Origin of the sequence: Paenacidovorax caeni (assembly GCF_001298675.1) — a bacterium.
Lineage (GTDB): Bacteria > Pseudomonadota > Gammaproteobacteria > Burkholderiales > Burkholderiaceae_C > Paenacidovorax > Paenacidovorax caeni.
Genome location: NZ_CYIG01000013.1, coordinates 52,131 through 72,483 on the forward strand (window position 1 = coordinate 52,131; position 20,353 = coordinate 72,483).

Sequence of the window (20,353 nt, forward strand, 5' to 3'; positions counted from 1 at the left end):
TATAGTTGGCGCCCATGCTGCATGTGATAGCAAACACCCGCTTCTTTCTCACGGCCTTCGTGATGGAGCGCCTACGGGGCGTCGAGGGCGTGCGGGTGCTGCCGCATGGCAACCACGACCGGGGGCTGACCCATTCGCTGGCCAAGTTTGCCGAAGCCAGCCTGCCCTGGGTGGGGCTGGGCTCCCGCGCGTTCTCCGCGGGCTACCTGGCCCAGTTGCGCGCCATTGAGCCGTCGGACAGCGTGCTGGTCTTCGGCGTAGAGAACGTCAAGGAACTGCGCATCCTGCGCCGCCACATCCGGGCACAGCGGCGCACCCTGTTCACCTGGAACCCCGTGCGGGACTACCAGCAGAACCCGCTGCTGCGCCTGGTGCACATCCGCGCCTTGAAAGGGCTCGGCATGGAGGTCGTCACCTTCGACCCGGAGGACGCGCAGCGCCACGGGCTGCGCCTGGTGGATCAGGTGTACCGGGACGTTTCACCATACCTGGAGGGCGACGTGGCGCAGGATATCGACCTGTACTTCGTTGGCCAGGACAAGGGGCGCCTGCCCACGCTGGCGCGCCTGCACGCAGCAGCGCGCCAGGCCGGACTGCGGGTGCACTTTCATATCACGCCGGACCGGCACCGCGCCTACACAGCGCAGGAAAGGGCGCTGCTAACCCCGACACCGCTGCCCTACGCCGAGAACCTGGCGTGGGTGCGCCGCGCGCGCTGCCTGCTGGAGGTGGTGCAGCCCCACCAAAGCGGGCCCACGGTGCGCAGCCTGGAAGCCGCCTTTTTCGGCACGAAACTGCTGACCACCCGCGCCGCCGCGGTGCAGGACGACCTTTACACCCCTGGGCGCGTTTTCGTCGATGGCCATGATGCACCGGACAGCCTCGGCGCCTTCATACGCGCCCCGCACCCGCCCATCGACCCCGCGCTGCTGGCGCGGCATGACATGCTGCACTGGCACCGGCAGTTCATCTGAACCGCCATCAAGGGGCAGCCGCAGCGGGCTGTGCGGCGCGGCCGCCGAAGTACGCCTGCGCGCACAGCCACAGCAGCAGCATGGTGAAGAAATGGCTCTCGCGCCCACTGAACAAGGGGGAGTTGATCAGGCTGTCCACAGCGAAAATCAGGGAGAACGCCCACAGCAAGGGACGATCCTGCGCCGCAGCATGCGCACTGGCGCGCGCGGGCGCGCTCACCAGGAGCAGAAACAGCAGCACGGCCAGCACGCCGTTTTCCATCCAGAAAAACAGGTACTGGTTGTGCGGATGCCAGCCGCCGAACCAGCACCAGCCCTCTTGGGTGACACGCTGGCACCAGACGCTGTGGTAACTGCCTGTGCCCCAGCCCTGCAAGGGCTTCTCCTGGATCAGCAGCGCCGTGTGCTTCCAGAAGTTGACGCGCCCACCGATGCTGGTGATTTCCATGCTGCTGCTTTGCGCCGCCTCGGCCAGCCCCAGGGCGATGCGGTCGCGCACGGTTTGCGAAGTCGCCAGCACGCCGCCGATGGCCAGCGCCAGACTGCCCAGCACCACCCAGCGCGACAGACCCCGCAGCGCCAGAAAGACATAGCCCGCCACCGCCACGCAGAGCAGCAGGTAGCCCGTGCGCCCCTGGGAAAGCTGGGTGACCGCCACCGCTGCCAGCGCAGCCACCAGCCACCAGGCCCAGCGGTACCCACCCCGGGCCGCCTGCCCGCGCGCGAGAGCCGCCGTGGCGAAGAAGACCATCATGATGTTCTGTGTGATGTAGTCCCCCACCACGGTATGGTCCCCACCCCACCCCTGGTTTTGGGTCACCGACCAGGGCAGTTGCCAGAACACATTGGCGTAGACCGACGCCAGAATGAACCCCATGGCCGCCATGAAGGCGTTCAGGCACCGCGTGCGCCATACCGTCTGCGCCAGCAGGGGCAGCAAGGCGGGCAGCAGCAGGAGCTTGGCGTACTTGCTCAGGTGCATGCCAATATCCGCGCCGGGCGCCGGACTGTAGAGCGCGCCCACGAGCACCACCGCGTACAGGCCCAGCGCCCACCAGACCACGGGCATGCCGCGCACCGCCTGCCAGCGCGCGCGGTAGTCCCCCGCCGCCAGAGACAGCAGGAAAGCCAGCGCGATGGCCACGTTGCCGGGCGCGAAAGCCACGGGGAACAACAGGAACGCGGCGACCAGGCTCCATTGGGCCGCCAGCAGAAGGCGCGGCTGAATCCGCTTCAAGAACAAATCGATCCCCTTTTTCTGTCCATACAATGGCGCGCACCGCCACGGCCCACGCCCTTGTCCTTCGCTCCCGTCCCATGCACCCACTGCCCGTGATCCACACCATGTACTGGGACAACATCCCGGCGGATATTCTGGAACAGCAACGGGCGGTCTTCGCCCACCTGGATCTGCCGCTGCAGCAGGAGCGCGCGCACCAGCAGCCGCATGGCCGCTGGATGACCGAGGTGCTGGAGCGCCACAGCAGCGACGATGTGGTCATTTTCTGCGATATCGATGCCTTCCCCCTGCACCGCCAGGCCTGCCTCGGGGCCATTGCCCAGGCGCAGGCCGGCGCCCTGTTCGGGCTGGCGCAGTTTTCCAACCACAAGCCTGGCACCCAGGTCTACGCCGGTCCCATGTTCATGGCCTTGCGCAAGGGGCTGTGGGAAGCACTGGGCAAACCCGACCTGCAAACGAGCAAGCAGCATGACGCGGCCGAGGTGCTGAGCGCACTGGCGCGTGAGCGCGGCATTGCCCTGGCCATGCCGGCCCCCACGGCGACCCTGATACCCAAGTGGGCCCTGGGCCACGAAGGTGTGTTCGGCATCGGCACGTTCTATGGCCAGCGCGACTTTTTCCATCTGTTCGAGTCACGCAAGCCGGCCTACGGGGCCCTGCTCGCCGCCGTGGCGGCCGACGTGACGCAGGACCGCCCGCTGAACTTCGCACACTACCTCGCGCTGGCACAGCGCCTGGGCGACGATCCCCCCGCGCCCCGGCGCCGCTGGTGGAGGCTGTAAATGCTGCCCCTGGTTTTCATCAACCTCGACAAGGACAGCGAACGCCGCACCCGCATCGAGGCCCAGCTCGCCCACCTGGGCTTGCCGGGCGAGCGCCTGCCCGCCGTATGGTGGAAGCGCCTGCCACCCGCTGAACAGTCGTTGCTCTACAGCGCCGAGCGCAACCACAGCCAGTACTACCAGCCGCTGGTCGATGGCGAGAAAGGCTGCTACGCCAGCCACATCCAGGCCTGGCGCCAGCTGCTGGCCAGTGACGCCCCGGCCATGGTCGTGCTGGAGGACGACGTGGTGCTCGAAAATGCCTTTGCGCCGGTGATGCAGGCCATTGCGGCGCTGGGGGACGATTGGGACATGGTCAAACTCATGGGCCGCCCTGCAGGCGAGAAGATTCGCACCACCCGCCCCCTGACCGCCTCGCACCGCTTGATCCAGTACCGGCGCGTGCCGAGCTTCACCGCGGGCTACGTGGTCAGCCGCGCGGGCGCGCGCAAGCTGCTCGACAGCCGGGTGCCCTTTGGCCGCCCGATCGACATCGACCTGCGCTTCTGGTGGGAAAACGACTTGCGCATCCTCGGGGTGCAGCCCCCCGTGGTGCGCCTTGACGTGACCAGCCAGGACAGCACCATTGCCGGGCGCGGCACCCGCGCCAGCTGGACCACGCGCTGGCGCAAGCTAGCCATGAAGGCACGCCTGACCTGGGGCAACGCACGCCACCTGCGCACGCAAAAAGGCCTGTAGCCAAGGCTACAGGCCAAAATTGGCGCCAAGGCTTGTGCAGCAAGCGCTAGCAGCTATCAAAACAGGAATGGCCTGGATCCTATCCCCGGGCCATTTGCTGGGCCCTCAATGGCCGCCCTTGACCACCTCGCCCGCCTTGAGGCGGTACACGGTGCCACAGTACGGGCATTTGCCCTCGCCGTGGTGCGCCACGTCGATATAGACCTTCGGGTGGGTATTCCACAGCTTCATGTCGGCCTTGGGGCTGGGGCAATAGACACCGCCATTGCCGTTGAGGTCCTTGGCGAGCAATTCGACGACAGCTTGCGTCATGGTGGTCAAACCTTGGTGAGCCAATGGGCGTATTGGGGATTGCGTCCGTTGACGATGTCAAAGAACGCGTTCTGGATTTTCTCGGTGATCGGGCCACGGCTGCCCGCGCCGATTTCGATGCGATCCAGTTCGCGGATCGGCGTGACTTCAGCGGCCGTGCCGGTGAAGAAGGCCTCGTCAGCGATGTACACCTCGTCGCGCGTGATGCGCTTTTGCACGATCTCCAGACCCAGGTCCTTGGCGATGTGGAAGACGGTGTTGCGCGTGATGCCGTTGAGCGCACCGGCCGACAGGTCGGGCGTGTAGATGACGCCGTTCTTCACGACGAAGATGTTCTCGCCCGCGCCTTCGGAGACGAAGCCGGCGCTGTCGAGCAGCAGGGCCTCGTCGTAGCCGTCGTCGGTGGCTTCCATGTTGGCCAGGATGGAGTTGCTGTAGTTGCTCACCGCCTTGGCCTGCGTCATGGTGATGTTGACGTGGTGGCGCGTGTAGCTGCTGGTCTTGACGCGGATGCCGCGCTTCAGACCCTCTTCACCCAGGTACGCGCCCCAGGCCCAGGCTGCCACCATGGCGTGGATGGTGTTGCCCTTGGGCGAGACGCCCAGCTTCTTGTCGCCAATCCACACCAGCGGGCGCAGGTAGCAGCTCTCGAGCTTGTTGGCCTTGACCACGTCGATTTGCGCCTGGTTGAGCTGCTCGGCGGTAAAGGGCAGCTTCATGCGCAAAATCTTGGCGCTGTTCATCAGGCGCTCGGTGTGCTCTTGCAGGCGGAAAATGGCGGTGCCGTTGACGGTGTTGTACGCGCGCACGCCTTCGAAGGCGCCGCAGCCATAGTGCAGCGTATGGGTCAGCACATGGATCTTGGCATCGCGCCAATCGACCATCTGGCCATCCATCCAGATCTTGCCGTCACGATCGGCCATCGAGGGAACTACGGGGCTCATGGGAATCCTTTGAAGGGTTTGCGGCACGCTACCGCAAAGACAGCGATTTTAGAGCGCGCGCACGCACCTACGGGCGGTGCAGCTGCCAGCGCAGCAGCCGCCCATCCTGAAACTCGCACTCCACCCACGACTGGCCGGCATCGGTCCAGCGGTAGCGCTCGGGTTGTGCGTCGGGCGCGGTGCGCTGCTCGCCCAGAGCGCGCGCCAGCGCCAGCACGTGCAGCAGGCGCTGGCCGGTGCGCAACTGGGCATGCAGCATCACGGCACTGGCCACCGTGCCCACGGGCTGCTGCGCGGCGCGCTGCATCACCCGCATCACCTGGGTGATGTGCAGCAGCAGCCACATGACCACGCCGCCACCCACCGCCAGCACACCCGGCCAGCGCATGGACTGCCAGGCCAGCACGAACAGCACCGCGATACCCAGCGGCACGATGAATTTGCGCAATCTCATGCGGGCCATTTTCCTATGCGCTGGCCCGCGCCAGCCGCCGCGCCACGCCGTCCAGCGCGCTGCACAGCAGCCAGTACACGGCGCCGACGCACAGAAACACCTCAGCCGGGTGCACCATGACGCGCGCGTTCACCTGGGTGGCGAGGAACGACAGCTCTGGCACGCCCACGATGTACGCCAGCGACGAGTCCTTGACCAGCGTGACCCACTGGTTGATGAACGACGGCAGCATCATGCGCAGCGCCTGCGGCAGCACCACATGGCGCAGCGCACCCCAGCGCGTGAAGCCCAGCGCCATGGCTGCGGCCCACTGCCCCGCAGGCACCCCGCGAATGCCCGCCGCCACCCCATGCGCCAGGTAGGCGCCGCCCACCAGCGCCAGCGCCGCCATGACGGAGAACACGCCCGGCACCTCGATGCCGAAAAGCATGGGCAACAGGAAATAGGTCCAGAAGATCAGCATCAGCACCGGGATGGCACGCAGAAAGCCCAGCACCACCGACAGCACCGCCAGCGCCGGGCCCTGCAGCCACACCAGGAGCACGCCAAAGACCAGCCCCAGCCCTGCGGAAGCCAGCCCGGCGCCTGCCGACAGCAGCAGCGTGAGCAGCGCGCCGCCCGGCGGACCCTCGGGGAAGGTGCCCCACAGCAGGTAGTGCCAGTCGTCCGCCAGGAAGGAGAAATCCATCATGCCCCCGGCAGCATGTACGCCCGGCGCCGCTGCAGCCGCTGCGCCAGCAGCTCCAGCACGGCGATGGCGGCGATGTACAGCAGCGTGGCCACGGCATAGACCTGGAACGTCTTCCAGGTCTCGGCCTCGGCCTGGCGGGCGCGGTACGACAGCTCCAGCAGCCCCACGGCCATGCCCAGCGAGGTGTTCTTGAGGATGTTCATGTACTGCCCGAACAGCGGCGGCAGCGCGATGCGCAGCGCCTGCGGCAGCACCACGTGGCGCAGCGCCTGCGTAGGCGTGAGGCCCAAGGCCAGCGCGGCGGTGCGCTGGCTGGCGGGCACGCCGCGCAGGCCCGAGCGAATGTCCTCGCCCACGTAGGCGGTGGAATAGGCCACCAGGCCGACGAGCGCGGCCAGGAACTCAAACGACGGCCAGCGCACCAGCACCACGCCGCCCAGCGCCAGCGCGTGCACGCCGTTGAGCCATTGCACCCACGCCTCGGGCAGCAGGGCCGGGATGCCGAAGTACCAGAACAGCAGCTGCACCAGCAGCGGCGTGTTGCGGAACACCGAAAGATAGACACCGCTGGCGCGCACCAGCGCGGGCCGCGCGCTCTCGCGTGCGGCAGCGAAGGCGATGCCCAGCAGCGTCGAGGCGGCCACCACCAGCAGCGTGGCCCACAGCGTCATGCCCCAGCCCTGCAGCATCCAGCCGAGGTACTTGGGCGCCAGAAAGCCGTCAGGCAACAAAGAATGCAGAGTCAAGACAGCGGGGCGCGCGCCACGACAGGTGGCGCACGCGTACGGGGTTAGGTCTTGTCGCCGATCTTGAAGATGCGCTGCAGCGGTGTCTTCGACTTCGGGCCAAACCAGGTGTCGTAAATCTTCTGCGCCTGGCCGCTGGCCTCCAGCTCGCGCAGCGTGGTGTTGACGTAGTCGGTCAACGCCGCTTCATCCTTGGGGATGCCCACGCCGATGTAATCCTGCGAGATGGCGAACGGCGGGATCTCGTACTTGTCGCGGTCGGGCACGTTGGCCAGCAGGCCGATGAGTTTGGGGCCGTCCTGCGAGATGGCCTGCACCTGGCCGTTGCGCAGCGCGGTGAAGGCAAACGGCGTGTCGTCGTACGCCACCAGCGTGGCCGTGGGGTACTTCTCGCGCAGCTGGATTTCGTTGGTCGTGCCCTTGTCAACGCCAATGCGCAGGCTGGCGAGCTGCTCGGGCGCGGTCAGCGTGCCCTTCTTGGCGATGAACTGCGTGCCCGAAGAAAAGTAGGGAATGCTGAAGTTCACCACCTTGGCGCGCTCCTCGGTGATGGTGAAGTTGGCGAACACCAGGTCCACCTTGTTCGCGGTCAGCAGCGGAATGCGGTTGGCCGGGTTGGTGGGCACGATCTCCAGCCGGACGCCGAGCTTCTTGGCAAACGCCTGGGCGTAATCGACGTCGAGCCCGTGGATCTTGCGCGTCTTGGCATCGACGAAGCCGAACGGCGGGTTGGCGTCGAACGCGGCCACGCGCAGCACGCCGGCCTTCTTGATGTCGTCCAGCCGGTCCGCCCAGGTGGCGGACGAAGCCAGGGCCAGGGCCGCCAGCAGGGCAAAGTGGCGATAGCGTGGTGTCATGTAGTGATCTCCCTGAGGTGAATGAAAAGTGCTTTCATCCTAGGCAGGGAGGAATACCGCAGGAACGACGGAATTCGCGCTTGCTTATGCGCCCAAGCGCACACCTCAGCCCATGCCGCGCACCACGTTCATGGCCTCGTCCACGCGCTCCACGGCATGGATCGTGAGCCCCTCGATGGGCTTTTTCGGCGCGTTGGCCTTGGGCACCACGGCCACGGTGAAGCCCAGTTTGGCCGCTTCCTTCAAGCGCTCCTGCCCGCGCGGCGCGGGGCGCACCTCGCCCGCCAGGCCCACCTCGCCAAAGGCAATGAAGCCCTTGGGCAGGGCGCGCCCGCGCAGGCTGCTGGTGATGGCCAGCATCACCGCCAGGTCGGCCGCGGGCTCGCTGATGCGCACACCGCCCACAGCGTTGACGAACACGTCCTGGTCGGCGCAGGCCACACCGGCGTGGCGGTGCAGCACAGCCAGCAGCATGGCCAGGCGGTCGCGCTCCAGGCCCACCGACAGGCGGCGCGGGCTGGGCCCACCGCCATCGACCAGCGCCTGGATTTCCACCAGCAGCGGGCGTGTGCCCTCCAGCGTGACCAGCACGCAGGCGCCGGGCACGGGCTCGCTGTGCTGCGAGAGAAAGATGGCGCTCGGGTTGGAGACACCGCGCAGGCCGCGCTCGGTCATGGCGAACACACCGATCTCGTTCACCGCGCCAAAGCGGTTTTTGATGGCGCGCACCAGGCGGTAGCTGCTGTGCGTGTCGCCCTCGAAGTACAGCACCGTGTCCACCATGTGCTCCAGCACGCGCGGGCCGGCCAGTGCGCCCTCCTTGGTCACGTGGCCCACCAGGATGACGGCGATGCCCGTGGCCTTGGCCATGCGCGTGAGGTGCGCCGCGCACTCGCGCACCTGGGCCACGCTGCCGGGGGCGCTGGTGAGCTGGTCCGAATAGATGGTCTGAATCGAGTCGATCACGCACACCGCGGGCTGCGTGGCCTCGACGGTGGCGAGGATTTTCTCCAGCTGGATCTCGGCCAGTACGTTCACCTGGCTGGCCTCCAGCCCGAGGCGGCGCGAGCGCAGCGCCACCTGCGCGCCACTTTCTTCGCCCGTCACGTACAGCGTGGGCAGGCCCACGCGGTGCAGCGCGTCCATGGCCTGCAGCAGCAGCGTGGATTTGCCGATGCCCGGGTCGCCGCCGATGAGCACCACGCCGCCTTCCACCACGCCGCCGCCAAGCACGCGGTCGAGCTCCTCGATGCCACTGGGTGTGCGCGCCACGTCGGTGGCCTCGATGGCGGCCAGCGGCATCACCGCCTGGGCCTGCGCCAGCCCGGCGTACTGGCCGCCGGCGGCGCTCATGCGGTTCTTGCCGCCGCCGCTGGCCTCGGCCACGGTTTCCAGCAGCGTGTTCCAGGCGCCGCAGCCCGGGCATTTGCCCAGCCAGCGCGGGCTGGTGGCGCCGCATTCGGTGCAGGTGTAAAGGGTCTTGTCTTTGGCCATGGCGGCCGATCCTACCCGCTGCCAGGCGCTCATAAAAAAGGAGCTGCCAGCGCTTGCCTGGTGGGTATTTCAATACGAAATCGATTGAAACTCCGTACCAGACAAGCGCCAGCAGCTCTCATTCAAATAGCACCCCGGCGCCGGGGTGCGCCCTGAATCACTCGAAAGGCTGGGGCCGCTTGGTCTTGTCGCTCGAGGGCGGCAGGATGGGCAGCGTGAACTTGGGCTGGTCGCCCGTCAGCGTCTTCAGGAAGGCGACGATGTCGGCGTTCTCCTCGGGCGTGAACTTCTTGCCCAGCTGCAAGCGGCCCATGGTGTCCACGGCCTGGGTCAGCGTGTCGGCCGCGCCGTCGTGGAAGTAGGGGTAGGTCAGCTCGACGTTACGCAGCGTCGGCACCTTGAAGTTGAAGCGCTCGGCGTCGTTGCCAGTGACGGCGGAGCGGCCTTCGGCCGGGTTGTCCGTCTTGTAGGCCTCGACCAGGCCCATCTTCTGGAACGAGGTGCCGCCCAGGTTCGGGCCGTTGTGGCAGGCCACGCAGCCGCTGCTCTTGAACAGCTGGTAGCCGCGCAGTTCCTGCGCGTTGATGGCCTTCTTGTCGCCCTTGAGCCACTTGTCAAAGCGCGCGTTGGGCGTCACCAGCGTCTCTTCGAACGCGGCAATGGCCTGGGTCACTTCGTCAATCGTCAGCTTGTCGTGGCCGAACACCTTCTTGAACTCGGCCACGTACTGCGGAATCGAGGTCAGCAGATCGACAGCCAGATCGTGCGTGAAGGCCATTTCACCGGGGTTGGCGATCGGGCCGCCCGCCTGCTCCTTCAGGTCCTTGGCGCGGCCGTCCCAGAACTGGGCCACGTTGAGGCTGGAGTTGAGCACCGTGGGCGAGTTGATCGGGCCTTTTTGCCACTTGTCGCCGATGGAGGTCTTGAGGTTGTCCGAGCCGCCCATGCTCAGGTTGTGGCACGAGTTGCACGAGATGAAGCCGGATCGCGACAGGCGCGGGTCAAAGAACAGCTTCTTGCCCAACTCCACCTTGCCCGGGTTGGTGACCTTGGCAGCGGGGATGGGGGAAACGGGCTCGGCGTCCTTGGCCTGCACGGCGCCGGTGGCCAGCAGCGCAGCAACGCTGAGCGCACCCAGAACAAGGCGAGGAGCGGTGAAGCGGGACATCGTGGTTTCCTTTCTAGGTGGGAGAGATGTCCCATTGTTCTTGCCGCGCGTCAAAGGCCTCTTGAGATATCTCAAGCAAAGGGCACGAAGCAAGTAGGGGCATTCACACCGCGCGCGGCAGGCCGCCAGGCGGCCTGGCGTGTCAGTCGGCCACCACCACGTTCACGCGCGGCGCCACGGCGCACATCAGCTCGTAGCCCACGGTGCCTGCGGCCTGCGCCACCTCGTCGATGGACAGCTGCGCGCCGCTGCTGGCGCGGCCCCACAGCGTGACCTCGCTGCCCATACCCACGGGCAGCCCGGCCTGCACCACGGGCGTGAGGTCCACGGTCAGCATGTCCATGCTCACGCGCCCCACCAGGCGGGTGCGCACGCCGCTCACCAGCACCGGCGTGCCGGTATCGGCATGGCGCGGGTAGCCATCGGCGTAGCCGCAGGCTGCCACGCCGATCAGCATCGGGGCATCGGCACGAAAACGCGAGCCGTAGCCCACGGTGTCACCGGGCTGCAGCTGCTGGGTGGCGAGCAGACGGGTGGAAAGCGTCATGGCGGGCTGCAGCGCCCAGTCGCTGGCCTGGTGCTGCGGGTGGTCGGGCGCGCTGCCGTAGAGCATGATGCCGGCGCGCACCCAGTCACAGCGCACCTGCGCGTCACTGCCCTGGCGCAGCGTGGCAGCGCTGTTGCTGATGCTGCGCTCGCCCGGCAGGTCCTGCGTGGTGGCATGGAACACCGCGAGCTGGTGCCCGATGCCGCGCGGGCCGTCGGCGTCGGAGAAATGCGTCATGTGCGAGATTTCATCGACCTGCGGCAGCGCCGACAGCCGCGCCCAGGCGCCACGGTAGCGTGCGGGGGTGAAACCCAGCCGGTTCATGCCCGTGTTCATCTTGAGGAATACCCGGTGCGGCACCTGCGTCTTGTGCGCGGCCAGCCAGTCGATCTGCTCATCGCAATGCACGGCATGCCAGATGCCAAGGCGCGAGCACAGCTCCAGGTCGCGCGGCTCGAACACACCCTCCAGCAGCAGCAGCGGCCCGCGCCAGCCCAGGGCACGCAAACGCTCGGCCTCGGCCAGGTCGAGCATGGCGAAGCCGTCGGCGCCGCGCAGCCCCTCATACACGCGCTCAATGCCATGCCCGTAGGCGTTGGCCTTGACCACGGCCCAGACCTTGGCGTCGGGCGCCGCGGCGCGCGTGCGTGAAAGGTTGTGGTGCAAGGCCGGGGGGTGAATGGTGGCAAGAATCGGGCGCGGCATGGCTTAAGGGAGCGAAAACCGTGGCAACGGCGGAAGGCGCATTCTGGCACCGCGCCATGGCAGGCGTGCGCCGGGCGCGTGATATAACCGCCCATCTCCTGCCAGGGCCCCCTTTCACGCCGGGCATTAGCGCCGCTGATGCCCCTCCCACTCTCTCGATGAAGCGCGGTTTCTACACCATCATGTCGGCGCAGTTCTTCAGCTCGCTGGCCGACAATGCCCTCTTCGTCGCCGCCGTCGAACTGCTGCGCTCCAATGGTGCACCAGAGTGGGAGCGCGCCGCCCTGGTGCCCATGTTCGCGCTGTTCTATGTGCTGCTGGCGCCCTTTGTTGGCGCCTTTGCCGACGCCCTGCCCAAAGGGCGGGTGATGCTCATCAGCAACGCCATCAAGGTGCTGGGCTGTCTCATGATGCTGTGGGGTTCGCACCCGCTGCTGGCCTACGCCGTGGTGGGCCTGGGCGCAGCGGCGTATTCGCCGGCCAAGTACGGCATCCTCACCGAGCTGCTGCCGGCCTCGCAGCTGGTCAAGGCCAACGGCTGGATCGAAGGGCTGACCATCACCTCCATCATCCTCGGCGTGCTGCTGGGCGGGCAACTGGTGGCGCCGCACATTTCGGGCGTGCTGCTGGACTTCGACCTGCCCGGGGTCGATCTGGGCATCGGGCTGCCCGCAGAGGCCGCCATCCTGACGCTCATTCCGGTGTACGCGCTGGCTGCGGCGTTCAACCTGCGCATTCCGCACACCGGCGTGACCATGCGCCCCATGCCGCGCCACGTCGTGGCGCTGCTGCGCGACTTCTGGAGCTGCAACCAGCGCCTGTGGCGCGACAAGCTGGGCCAGATCTCGCTGGCCACCACCACGCTGTTCTGGGGTGTTTCGGGCAACCTGCGCTACATCGTGCTGGCCTGGGCCGCCGCCGCGCTGGGCTATGGCACGACGCAGGCCTCGGCGCTGGTCGGCGTGGTTGCCATTGGCACGGCAGCGGGGGCGGTATGGGCCTCGCTGCGCATGCGGCTGAACAAGGCCACGCGGGTGATTCCGCTGGGCATCGCCATGGGCATCCTGCTGGTGGGCATGATCTTCATCCACCAGCTGGCGCTGGCCGTGCCCTTTCTCATCCTGCTGGGCGGGCTGGGCGGCTTCCTGGTGGTGCCCATGAACGCGCTGCTGCAGCACCGTGGCCACAACCTCATGGGCGCCGGGCGCTCCATCGCGGTGCAGAACTTCAACGAACAGGCTGCCATCCTCGGCATGGGGGCGTTCTACAGCCTCTCCAGCAGCCTGGGGCTGTCGGCTTTTGGCGCCATCACCGCCTTTGGCCTGCTGGTGGCCGGCACCATGTGGCTCATTGGCCGCTGGATGGCCCACAACACGCGCTGCCACCGCAAGGAAATGGCGCGCCTGCTGGGCATCGCCCGGCGCGACGACCACTGAACTTCTTTTTTGATAGCTGCTAGCGCTTGCCTGGCAAGCGCTGGTGGCATTTTTCATGCCTTATTTACTGCCAATTCTCGCCCTCTTGTGCAATGCCTTCTTCTGGGGGGTGTCGTGGTGGCCGTTTCGCGCCATGCACGGCGCGGGGTTGCACCCGCTGTGGGCGACGGCACTGATGTACAGCCTGGTCTCAGCCGGCCTGCTGGCACTGCGCCCCGCCACGCTGGGCCAGTTGCTGCGCCACCCCGGGCTGTGGCTGCTGGCGCTGTGCTCGGGCGTGACCAACGTGGCCTTCAACTGGGCCGTGACCGTGGGCGACGTGGTGCGCGTGGTGCTGCTGTTCTACCTCATGCCCGCCTGGGCCGTGCTGCTGGCCTGGCGCGTGCTGGGCGAGCGCCCCACGCCGACCGCGCTGCTGCGGCTGGCACTGGCCTTTGCCGGGGTGCTGCTGGTGCTGTGGCCCGCCGAGGGCGGCGCACGCCGCCTGGCCTCGGGGCTGGGCCTGGCCGATGCCCTGGCACTGCTGGGGGGCTTCACCTTCGCGCTGACCAACGTGCAGCTGCGCCGCCTGCGCGAGGCGCCGGGCCCGGCGCGCATGCTCGCCATGTTCACCGGCTGCATGGCCATGGGCGTGGCCAGTGCGGCCGCAGGCCTCACCCTGGGCCTGGTGCCAGCGTTCCCGGCATGGCACCCGCTGTGGGCCGGCGTGGCGCTGGCGATGGCGGTGGTGCTCATGTTCGGCAACTGGGCGCTGCAGTACGGCGCGGCGCGCCTGCCCACCAGCACCACGTCGGTGGTGATGCAGTCGGAAGTGCTGTTCGCCAGCCTGTCGTCGTGGCTGCTGGCCTCGGCCGACCTGGCGCCGCGCACGCTGGCGGGCGGGGCACTGATCATGCTGGCTTCGCTGCTGGCGGCGCTGCGCCGTTGAGCCATCCGGCGTACCATGGGCGCCCCTTCCTGCCGCGATGCCATGACCCCCCTGTACGACTTCGAAGCCCAGCCCATGAGCGGCCCGCCCGTGCCCCTGTCGCAGTACCGCGGCAAGGTGCTGCTCATCGTCAACACCGCCAGCGCCTGCGGCTTCACGCCACAGTTCGCGGGGCTGGAGGAACTGCACCAACGGTACGCCGACCAAGGTCTGGCCGTGCTGGGCTTTCCGTGCAACCAGTTCGGCCGCCAGGACCCGGGCTCGAACGAGGAAATCGCCCGCTTCTGCCAGCGCAACTACGGCGTGAGCTTTCCGATGATGGCCAAGATCGACGTGAACGGCCCCGAGGCCACGCCGCTGTACCGCTGGCTCACGGCCGAAGCGCCGGGGCTGCTCGGCAGCAAGGCCATCAAATGGAATTTCACCAAGTTCCTCGTCGGGCGCGATGGGCAGGTGATCCGCCGCTACGCACCGCAGGACGCGCCGCAAAAGCTCGCCAGCGACATTGAGGCCGCGCTGGCCCGCTGACCGGCGCCCGCGCCGCACCCGGGACTGCGCCTACCGCGTCCCGGTTGGCCCGGCCCCACGCCGGGCGTGGCTTACACCACCTCAGGCGCCGCCGGCTGCACGGCGCTGGCGCGCACGCGCCAGCGTGTCGGCCGCCTGGCGCACGGGCAGTCCGTACATGTCGGCGAAGGCCGCCTCGGGCTGGCCACTGGCCTCAAAGGCGCGCAGCAGCGCCTCGTCGCGCGCCGCGCGGGCGGCAGCTTCGGCCAGCGCCTCGTCGAGCAAGGCGTTGGCCTTGTCGTCGCGGCCACGCACGCGCTCGGCGTACTCTTCGCGCGTCAAGCCCGACGCCTCGAACGCCTTCACGATGCGCTGGCGCAGCTTGGGCGTCAGGTCTTCCTGCACGCGCTGCTGGCGGCGGCGGAACACCTCAAGCAGCGCATGGTGCACATGCTCCGGTGCCAGCGCCTCCACGGGCACGCCTTGCAGATCATGGCGCTGCTGCCCGCCGGCAACCACCGTCAGGTAGCGTGTGGAGCGCGCATGCAGGGCCAGCGCCTGCTTGAGCTGGTCACGCTCCAGTGCCTCGGGATGCGCGGCGAGCAGATCCTCGAAGATGCCGCGCTTGAGCGGCAACGGCTCGGCGCCGAACAGGCGCGGATACCAGGCGGCCAGCTGCTCCAGCAGCGGATGCGTGCGCGGGCCTTTGACGGCGGCCAGGGCAGACGCTGGAGCGGCAGCGCCGGGCGCGCTGGCCTGCTGCGAACGGCGGCGTTGGCCGCCACGGCGGTTGCGGCCAGGGAGGGCCGGCTCCTGCGCAGCGGGCGCGGTAGCGGGAGTGGGGGTGGCGGGCGCAGAATCGGTTGTCATGGCAAATCGCAGGGAGCCGGCGGCAAGGCCTGACGGCTCGGCAAGGAGGGAAGCCCGCCATCATCCCAGATTTCGGCGCGCCCGCCCCATGTCAGTTCCGCGCGAAGGTCAGGCCTGAAAATCCCTACTGCTCATAATGTTGCAGCCAGACTCCCGAAAGCCCCGTCCATGGAACGTGCACGCGCATCTTCAACCCGAAGCAGCCGCTTCCTCCGCCTGCTGCAGCTCGCCCTGCTGGCGTGCGTGGGGCTGCTCGCGGGCTGCGGCCCGCACTACACACCGCCGCTCATGGTGGGCACAAACACCTGGATCGGCTACGAACCCCTGTACCTGGCACGCAGCCTGGGCTACCACGACAGGTTGCCGCTGCGCCTGGTAGAGCTGGGCTCGACCACGCAAGCCATGGACGCGCTGCGCGTGGGCAAGCTGGATCTCGCGGGCGTGACGCTCGACGAAGCCCTGACCCTGGTACAGGAGGGCTTGCCGCTGCGCATCATCTGGGTGATGAACGTCTCGGCGGGTGCCGACGCCATCATCGCGCGCCCGGGCATCAGGCGCCTGGCGGACTTGCGCGGGCAGCGCATCGGCGTGGAGCAAACCGCCGTCGGGGCCTACATGCTCCAGGCCGCACTGGAGCAAGCCGGCATGCAGGCCAGCGATGTCAGCGTGGTGCCGCTGCCGCTGGACGAGCACCTGAGCGCCTGGCACGGCCGCCGCGTGGACGCGGTGGTGACTTTCGACCCTGTACGCCAGACGCTGCTCAACGAGGGCGGCGTCACGGTCTTTGACAGCCGCGCGCTGCCTGGCGAGATTGTCGATGTGCTGGTGGCGCGCGACGAGGCCCTGCAGTGCTGCGCCCGGCGCATCGCCCAGTTGCTCGACGGCCAGCGGCGCGCCCTGGCCTACCTGGCCGAGCACCGTGACGATGCCCTGGCGCGCATGGCACAGCGCCCCGGCGTTGCCAGCGCCGACATGGCCGCCGCGCTCAACGGCATGGTGCTGCCCAATGCCACCGGCAACCGGGCCCTGCTCGACGGCGCATCCCCAGGCCTGGTGCGCACCGCGCAGCAGTTGGCGCAGACCATGCACCAGCACGGCCTGCTGGCGCGCATCCCTGACACCACAGGCCTGGTGGATGCTCGCTTCGTGCGGGAGATGCAACCATGACGCAACCCACCCTGCGCGCCTTCCGCCTGCGGCTGTGGCTGCCCCTGGTGCTGGTCGCGGCCAGCACGCTGATCTTCCTGATCCTGCTCGGGTTGGAGCAGCACAACCACACGCAGGCCCTGCAGCGTTTCGCTGACCAGACGGCCCACGAAGAGTTGTTGCGCACCCAGCGCAGCCTGGAGGCCGTGCTGCGGCGCGGTGACGGCAGCGGCCTCGACGGCACGCTGTCCGAGCTGGGGCTGAACCCCGCCATCACGCACGCCGCGCTGGTCGACGATGCCGGCGTGGTGCTGGCCGCCACGCGCTTCGCCTGGCGCGGGCAAGACGCGGCGGCCGTGCTGCCCGGCTATTCCGCCGAGGAAGCTGCGCAGATGCGCCAGGCACGGCGCGAGACCCTGCGCCTGGACACAAAGCAACACACGCTCTCTGCCATGGCGCCGGTGGCCCTGGCACTGCGCCCCGGGGAGATCCGCACCAGCCGCCAGGGCGTACTCGCCATCGACTACGACCTGCGGCCCATCGACGCCCGGGCCTGGGCGCGGGTGCGCCAGCAGGCCCTGGTGTTCGCCATCGTGGTGGCGCTGGCGGCGCTCGGGCTGATAGGGATGGCGCAATGGGGCATCCTGCGGCCCGTGGCAGCCCTGCGCGCGGGCATGGCCCGCATCGGCGCGGGCGACTTCTCGGCCCTGCCGCAATGGCGCGGGCGGGGCGAATTCGAGGAACTGGGCACCGCCCTGGCGCGCATGGCCCAAGAGCTGCAGGCCAGCACGCAGGCGCTGGGCGAGAGCGAAGCACGCTACCGCCAGCTCTCGGATGCGGCCTTCGAGGCCATCATCCTGCACGAGAACGGGCAGATTCTTGACGCCAACGCCGCCGCCGACCGGCTGATGGGCGTGGCGCCGGGCGGGCTGGTGGGCAGCACCATGCTGTCATGGGTCGCCCCGCATGCGCTGGAAATCACACGCCAGCGCACCGAGCGCGGTATCCAGGGCATCTGGGAAGTGGATCTGGTGAACGCGCAGGGCACGCAGATTCCCTGCGAGTGCAGCGTGCAACAGCGCAGCATGAACGGGCGCACGGTGCGCGCCGTGGCCGTACGCGACATCCGTGAACGCCTGGCGGCCGAGGCCGAGATCCGCCAGCTCGCGCACTTCGACGCGCTCACCGGCCTGTGCAACCGCCGCCTGCTGCTGGAGCAGGTGGCGCAGGAGCTGGCCGAGGTGGAGCGCCACCCGCGCCGCGCCGCGCTGGCGGCGCTGAACCTCAACGCCTTCCAGGCGGTGAATGACTCCCTGGGCATGGCTGCGGGCGATGCGGTGCTGCGCGCCATGGCACGGCGCCTGAGCGCGCTCCTGGAGCAGGGCCAGACGCTGGCGCGCGTGGATGGCGACACCTTCGCGCTGCTGCTCACGAACCTGGAGGGCAGCCTGGAAGCGGCCTCCACGCAGGCGGCGCGCAGCGTCGAGCGGCTGATTGCGGCCATCGGCGAGCCGGTCGAGGTCAGCGACCAGGTGCTGCACCTGAGCGCCGGCGCGGGCCTGGTGATGATTCCCAACGACAGCCGCGATCCGCCCGAGCTGCTGCGCGAAGCAGAAACCGCCATGCACCTGGCCAAGCAGGCAGGCGACAGCCGCGTGCGCTTCTTCGCCCACGCGCTGCAGGAGGCCGCCAGCGCCCGCCTGGGGCTGCGCAATGACCTGCGCCGCGCGCTGCAGACGCCGCGCGACGCGGCGCAGCAGCAACTGCTGCTGCACTACCAGCCGCAGGTGGATGCGCAGGGCCAGCTCCTGGGCGTGGAAGCACTGGTGCGCTGGCAGCACCCGGCACGCGGCCTGATACCGCCCGGCGCCTTCATCGCCGAGGCCGAGGCCAGCGGCCTGATCGTGCCGCTGGGCAACTGGGTGCTGGAAGAAGCCGCGAGCTGCCTGGAGCGCTGGCAGAGAGATCCCGCGCTGCAGCCCTGGGCCAGCACCCTGTCCATGGCCGTGAACGTCAGCCCGCGCCAATTCCGCGAGCCGGACTTCATCGCCCGCATCGAGGACGTGCTGGCGCGCACCGGCATCGACGCCCTGTCGCTGGAGCTGGAATTGACCGAAAGCGTGGTGGCCGACGACCTGGAGGCCACGCTGGAAAAAATGGAGCTGCTGCGCCGCCACGGCGTGCGCTTCGCGCTGGACGACTTTGGCACGGGCTACTCCAGCCTGGCCTACCTCAAGCGCCTGCCCATCGACACGCTGAAGATCGACCGCTCTTTCGTCATGGACATCGACGCACCCGATCAGTCGGGCCCCGGCAAGCGCCCGGCGGTGCTGATCGACGCCATCGTGGCCATGGCGCACCAGCTCGACCTGCGCGTGCTGGCCGAAGGGGTGGAGACCGAGACCCAGCTCACGCGCCTGGCGCACGCCGGCTGCGACATCTTCCAGGGCTACTACTTCAGCCGCCCGCTGCCCGAGGCCGCGCTGTGCGCCTGGGCCCAGGAAATTCAAGCCAAATAGGGCTCTAAGCCTTACGGGGAAAGCGCCAGCAGCTTCTTTTTACATAGCACTCAAACGGCCTGCAGCGCCTCGTCGAGCAGTTCGACCCAGTGGCGCACCGGCACCGGCGTGCCGCCCTGCAGGTGCGTGATGCAGCCGACGTTGGCGCTGGCGATCACAACGGGCGCAAGTGCGTCGAGGTGGCCGAGCTTGCGCGTGCGCAGCTGCTGCGACAGCGGCGCCTGCAGCACCGAGTAGGTGCCAGCCGAGCCACAGCACAGGTGCGACTCCTGCGGTAGCTGCACATCGAAGCCGAGCGCACGCAGGTGCTGCTCCACACCGCCGCGCAGCTTCTGGCCATGCTGCAGCGTGCACGGCGGGTGGTAGGCCACGGGGCCACGGGGCAGGTTCGCCAGGCGGCCACGCAGCGCGGGCACCAGCGCGGGCAGCAGCTCCGAGAGGTCGCGCGTGAGCGCGCTGATGCGTGCGGCCTTGGCGGCGTACGCGGCGTCGTGGCGCAACAGGTGGCCGTAGTCCTTGACCGTGGCACCGCAGCCCGAGGCGTTCATCACAAGGGCCTCGACCGCCCCCTCCTTCGCGCTGCCGTCGACCAGCGGCCACCAGGCGTCGATGTTGGCGCGCATTTGCGCCAGCCCACCCTCCTGGTCGTTCAGGTGAAAGCGCACCGCGCCGCAGCACCCGGCCTCGGGCGCCACCACGCCGGTTATGCCCGCAGCGTCCAGCACGCGCAGCGTGGCGTCGTGGATCTGGGGCGCCATCGATGGCTGCACGCAGCCGGCCAGCAGCAGCACCCGGCGCGCGTGCGCGCGCTGCGGCAGCGCGCGGCGTGGGCGCTGCGCAGGCACCTTGGCGCGCACGGCATCGGGCAAAGCACCGCGTACAGCCTGGCCCAGCCGCATGGCCGGAGCGAACAACGGGGAGTTGATGCCCTCCTGCAGCGCCCAGCGCGCGGCGCGCTCGCCGAGCGGGCGCGGCACCCGGGCATCCACGAGCTTGCGGCCGATGTCCACCAGATGGCCGTACTGCACGCCGCTGGGGCAGGTGCTCTCGCAGTTGCGGCAGGTCAGGCAGCGGTCCAGGTGCAGCTGCGTCTTGCGCGTGGGCGCCTGGCCCTCCAGCACCTGCTTGATGAGGTAAATGCGGCCGCGCGGCCCGTCCAGCTCGTCGCCCAGGAGCTGGTAGGTGGGGCAAGTGGCGGTGCAGAAGCCGCAGTGCACGCATTTGCGCAGGATGGCTTCGGCCTCCTGGCCCTCGGGCGTGTCGCGGTAGGCGGGGGCAAGTTGGGTTTGCATGGG

At 68.6% G+C, this 20,353-nt stretch carries 20 protein-coding genes; 8 read left to right on the top strand and 12 right to left on the bottom strand.

What is annotated here, in order from left to right:
- Positions 1–14: 14 nt before the first annotated feature.
- A complete protein-coding gene (locus tag BN2503_RS07885) occupies positions 15–974 on the top strand; it encodes a WaaS/CpsH family glycosyltransferase (RefSeq protein WP_054256105.1) in 960 nt (319 codons plus the stop codon).
- A gap of 7 nt (positions 975–981) precedes the next feature.
- On the opposite strand, the gene BN2503_RS07890 is transcribed toward BN2503_RS07885, so the two are convergent.
- Complete coding sequence (locus BN2503_RS07890; protein ID WP_139235397.1) at positions 982–2,211, bottom strand: O-antigen ligase family protein; 1,230 nt, start codon at positions 2,209–2,211, stop codon at positions 982–984.
- An 80-nt stretch (positions 2,212–2,291) separates the two neighbouring features.
- Between BN2503_RS07890 and BN2503_RS20880 the strand changes: the two genes are divergently transcribed.
- Entirely contained in the window at positions 2,292–2,996 is a 705-nt protein-coding gene (locus BN2503_RS20880; protein ID WP_233495028.1) for a hypothetical protein, read from the top strand.
- The gene (locus BN2503_RS07900; protein ID WP_054256107.1) at positions 2,997–3,734 is read left to right on the top strand and encodes a glycosyltransferase family 25 protein; all 738 of its coding nucleotides are present in this window, start codon (positions 2,997–2,999) and stop codon (positions 3,732–3,734) included.
- A gap of 105 nt (positions 3,735–3,839) precedes the next feature.
- On the opposite strand, the gene BN2503_RS07905 is transcribed toward BN2503_RS07900, so the two are convergent.
- From BN2503_RS07905 to alr, 9 genes are all read right to left on the bottom strand, one after another.
- Positions 3,840–4,046, bottom strand: coding sequence for a zinc-finger domain-containing protein (locus BN2503_RS07905; RefSeq protein WP_054256108.1), 207 nt, complete (start codon positions 4,044–4,046; stop codon positions 3,840–3,842).
- A gap of 5 nt (positions 4,047–4,051) precedes the next feature.
- Complete coding sequence (locus BN2503_RS07910; protein WP_054256109.1) at positions 4,052–4,990, bottom strand: branched-chain amino acid transaminase; 939 nt, start codon at positions 4,988–4,990, stop codon at positions 4,052–4,054.
- 67 nt (positions 4,991–5,057) lie between these two features.
- Entirely contained in the window at positions 5,058–5,444 is a 387-nt protein-coding gene (locus tag BN2503_RS07915; RefSeq protein ID WP_054256136.1) for a hypothetical protein, read from the bottom strand.
- 13 nt (positions 5,445–5,457) lie between these two features.
- Positions 5,458–6,132 (bottom strand): amino acid ABC transporter permease, encoded by a 675-nt coding sequence (locus BN2503_RS07920; RefSeq protein ID WP_054256110.1) that lies wholly within the window; start codon positions 6,130–6,132, stop codon positions 5,458–5,460.
- Positions 6,132–6,824, bottom strand: coding sequence for an amino acid ABC transporter permease (locus BN2503_RS07925; protein ID WP_054256137.1), 693 nt, complete (start codon positions 6,822–6,824; stop codon positions 6,132–6,134). The genes BN2503_RS07920 and BN2503_RS07925 overlap by 1 nt, the downstream gene beginning before the upstream one ends.
- 101 nt (positions 6,825–6,925) lie before the next feature.
- Positions 6,926–7,738: an ABC transporter substrate-binding protein gene (locus BN2503_RS07930; RefSeq protein WP_054256111.1), complete on the bottom strand. Its 813-nt coding sequence runs from the start codon at positions 7,736–7,738 to the stop codon at positions 6,926–6,928.
- A 105-nt stretch (positions 7,739–7,843) separates the two neighbouring features.
- Complete coding sequence (radA, locus tag BN2503_RS07935; RefSeq protein WP_054256112.1) at positions 7,844–9,232, bottom strand: DNA repair protein RadA; 1,389 nt, start codon at positions 9,230–9,232, stop codon at positions 7,844–7,846.
- A 157-nt stretch (positions 9,233–9,389) separates the two neighbouring features.
- Positions 9,390–10,400, bottom strand: a complete 1,011-nt coding sequence (locus tag BN2503_RS07940) for a cytochrome-c peroxidase (RefSeq protein WP_054256113.1) — start codon at positions 10,398–10,400, stop codon at positions 9,390–9,392.
- Between the two features lie 142 nt (positions 10,401–10,542).
- Positions 10,543–11,652, bottom strand: a complete 1,110-nt coding sequence (gene alr, locus BN2503_RS07945) for an alanine racemase (RefSeq protein ID WP_054256114.1) — start codon at positions 11,650–11,652, stop codon at positions 10,543–10,545.
- A gap of 158 nt (positions 11,653–11,810) precedes the next feature.
- On the opposite strand from alr, the gene lplT reads away from it, so the two are divergent.
- The 3 genes from lplT to BN2503_RS07960 are packed head-to-tail and all read left to right on the top strand — an operon-like array spanning position 11,811 to position 14,544.
- Positions 11,811–13,088, top strand: coding sequence for a lysophospholipid transporter LplT (gene lplT, locus BN2503_RS07950; RefSeq protein ID WP_054256115.1), 1,278 nt, complete (start codon positions 11,811–11,813; stop codon positions 13,086–13,088).
- A 55-nt stretch (positions 13,089–13,143) separates the two neighbouring features.
- On the top strand, positions 13,144–14,016 hold the full coding sequence (locus tag BN2503_RS07955) for a DMT family transporter (protein WP_054256138.1): 873 nt from the start codon (positions 13,144–13,146) through the stop codon (positions 14,014–14,016).
- A 42-nt stretch (positions 14,017–14,058) separates the two neighbouring features.
- On the top strand, positions 14,059–14,544 hold the full coding sequence (locus BN2503_RS07960; RefSeq protein ID WP_054256116.1) for a glutathione peroxidase: 486 nt from the start codon (positions 14,059–14,061) through the stop codon (positions 14,542–14,544).
- Between the two features lie 81 nt (positions 14,545–14,625).
- On the opposite strand, the gene BN2503_RS07965 is transcribed toward BN2503_RS07960, so the two are convergent.
- Positions 14,626–15,393: a ProQ/FinO family protein gene (locus BN2503_RS07965; RefSeq protein WP_054256117.1), complete on the bottom strand. Its 768-nt coding sequence runs from the start codon at positions 15,391–15,393 to the stop codon at positions 14,626–14,628.
- Between the two features lie 168 nt (positions 15,394–15,561).
- On the opposite strand from BN2503_RS07965, the gene BN2503_RS07970 reads away from it, so the two are divergent.
- Positions 15,562–16,560: an ABC transporter substrate-binding protein gene (locus BN2503_RS07970; RefSeq protein WP_054256118.1), complete on the top strand. Its 999-nt coding sequence runs from the start codon at positions 15,562–15,564 to the stop codon at positions 16,558–16,560.
- Entirely contained in the window at positions 16,557–19,058 is a 2,502-nt protein-coding gene (locus tag BN2503_RS07975; RefSeq protein ID WP_054256119.1) for a putative bifunctional diguanylate cyclase/phosphodiesterase, read from the top strand. Before BN2503_RS07970 ends, BN2503_RS07975 begins: the two co-directional genes overlap by 4 nt.
- Positions 19,059–19,108: 50 nt before the next feature.
- Here the strand turns inward: BN2503_RS07975 and glcF are convergent, their stop codons facing one another.
- On the bottom strand, positions 19,109–20,350 hold the full coding sequence (glcF, locus tag BN2503_RS07980; protein WP_054256120.1) for a glycolate oxidase subunit GlcF: 1,242 nt from the start codon (positions 20,348–20,350) through the stop codon (positions 19,109–19,111).
- Positions 20,351–20,353 lie beyond the last annotated feature (3 nt).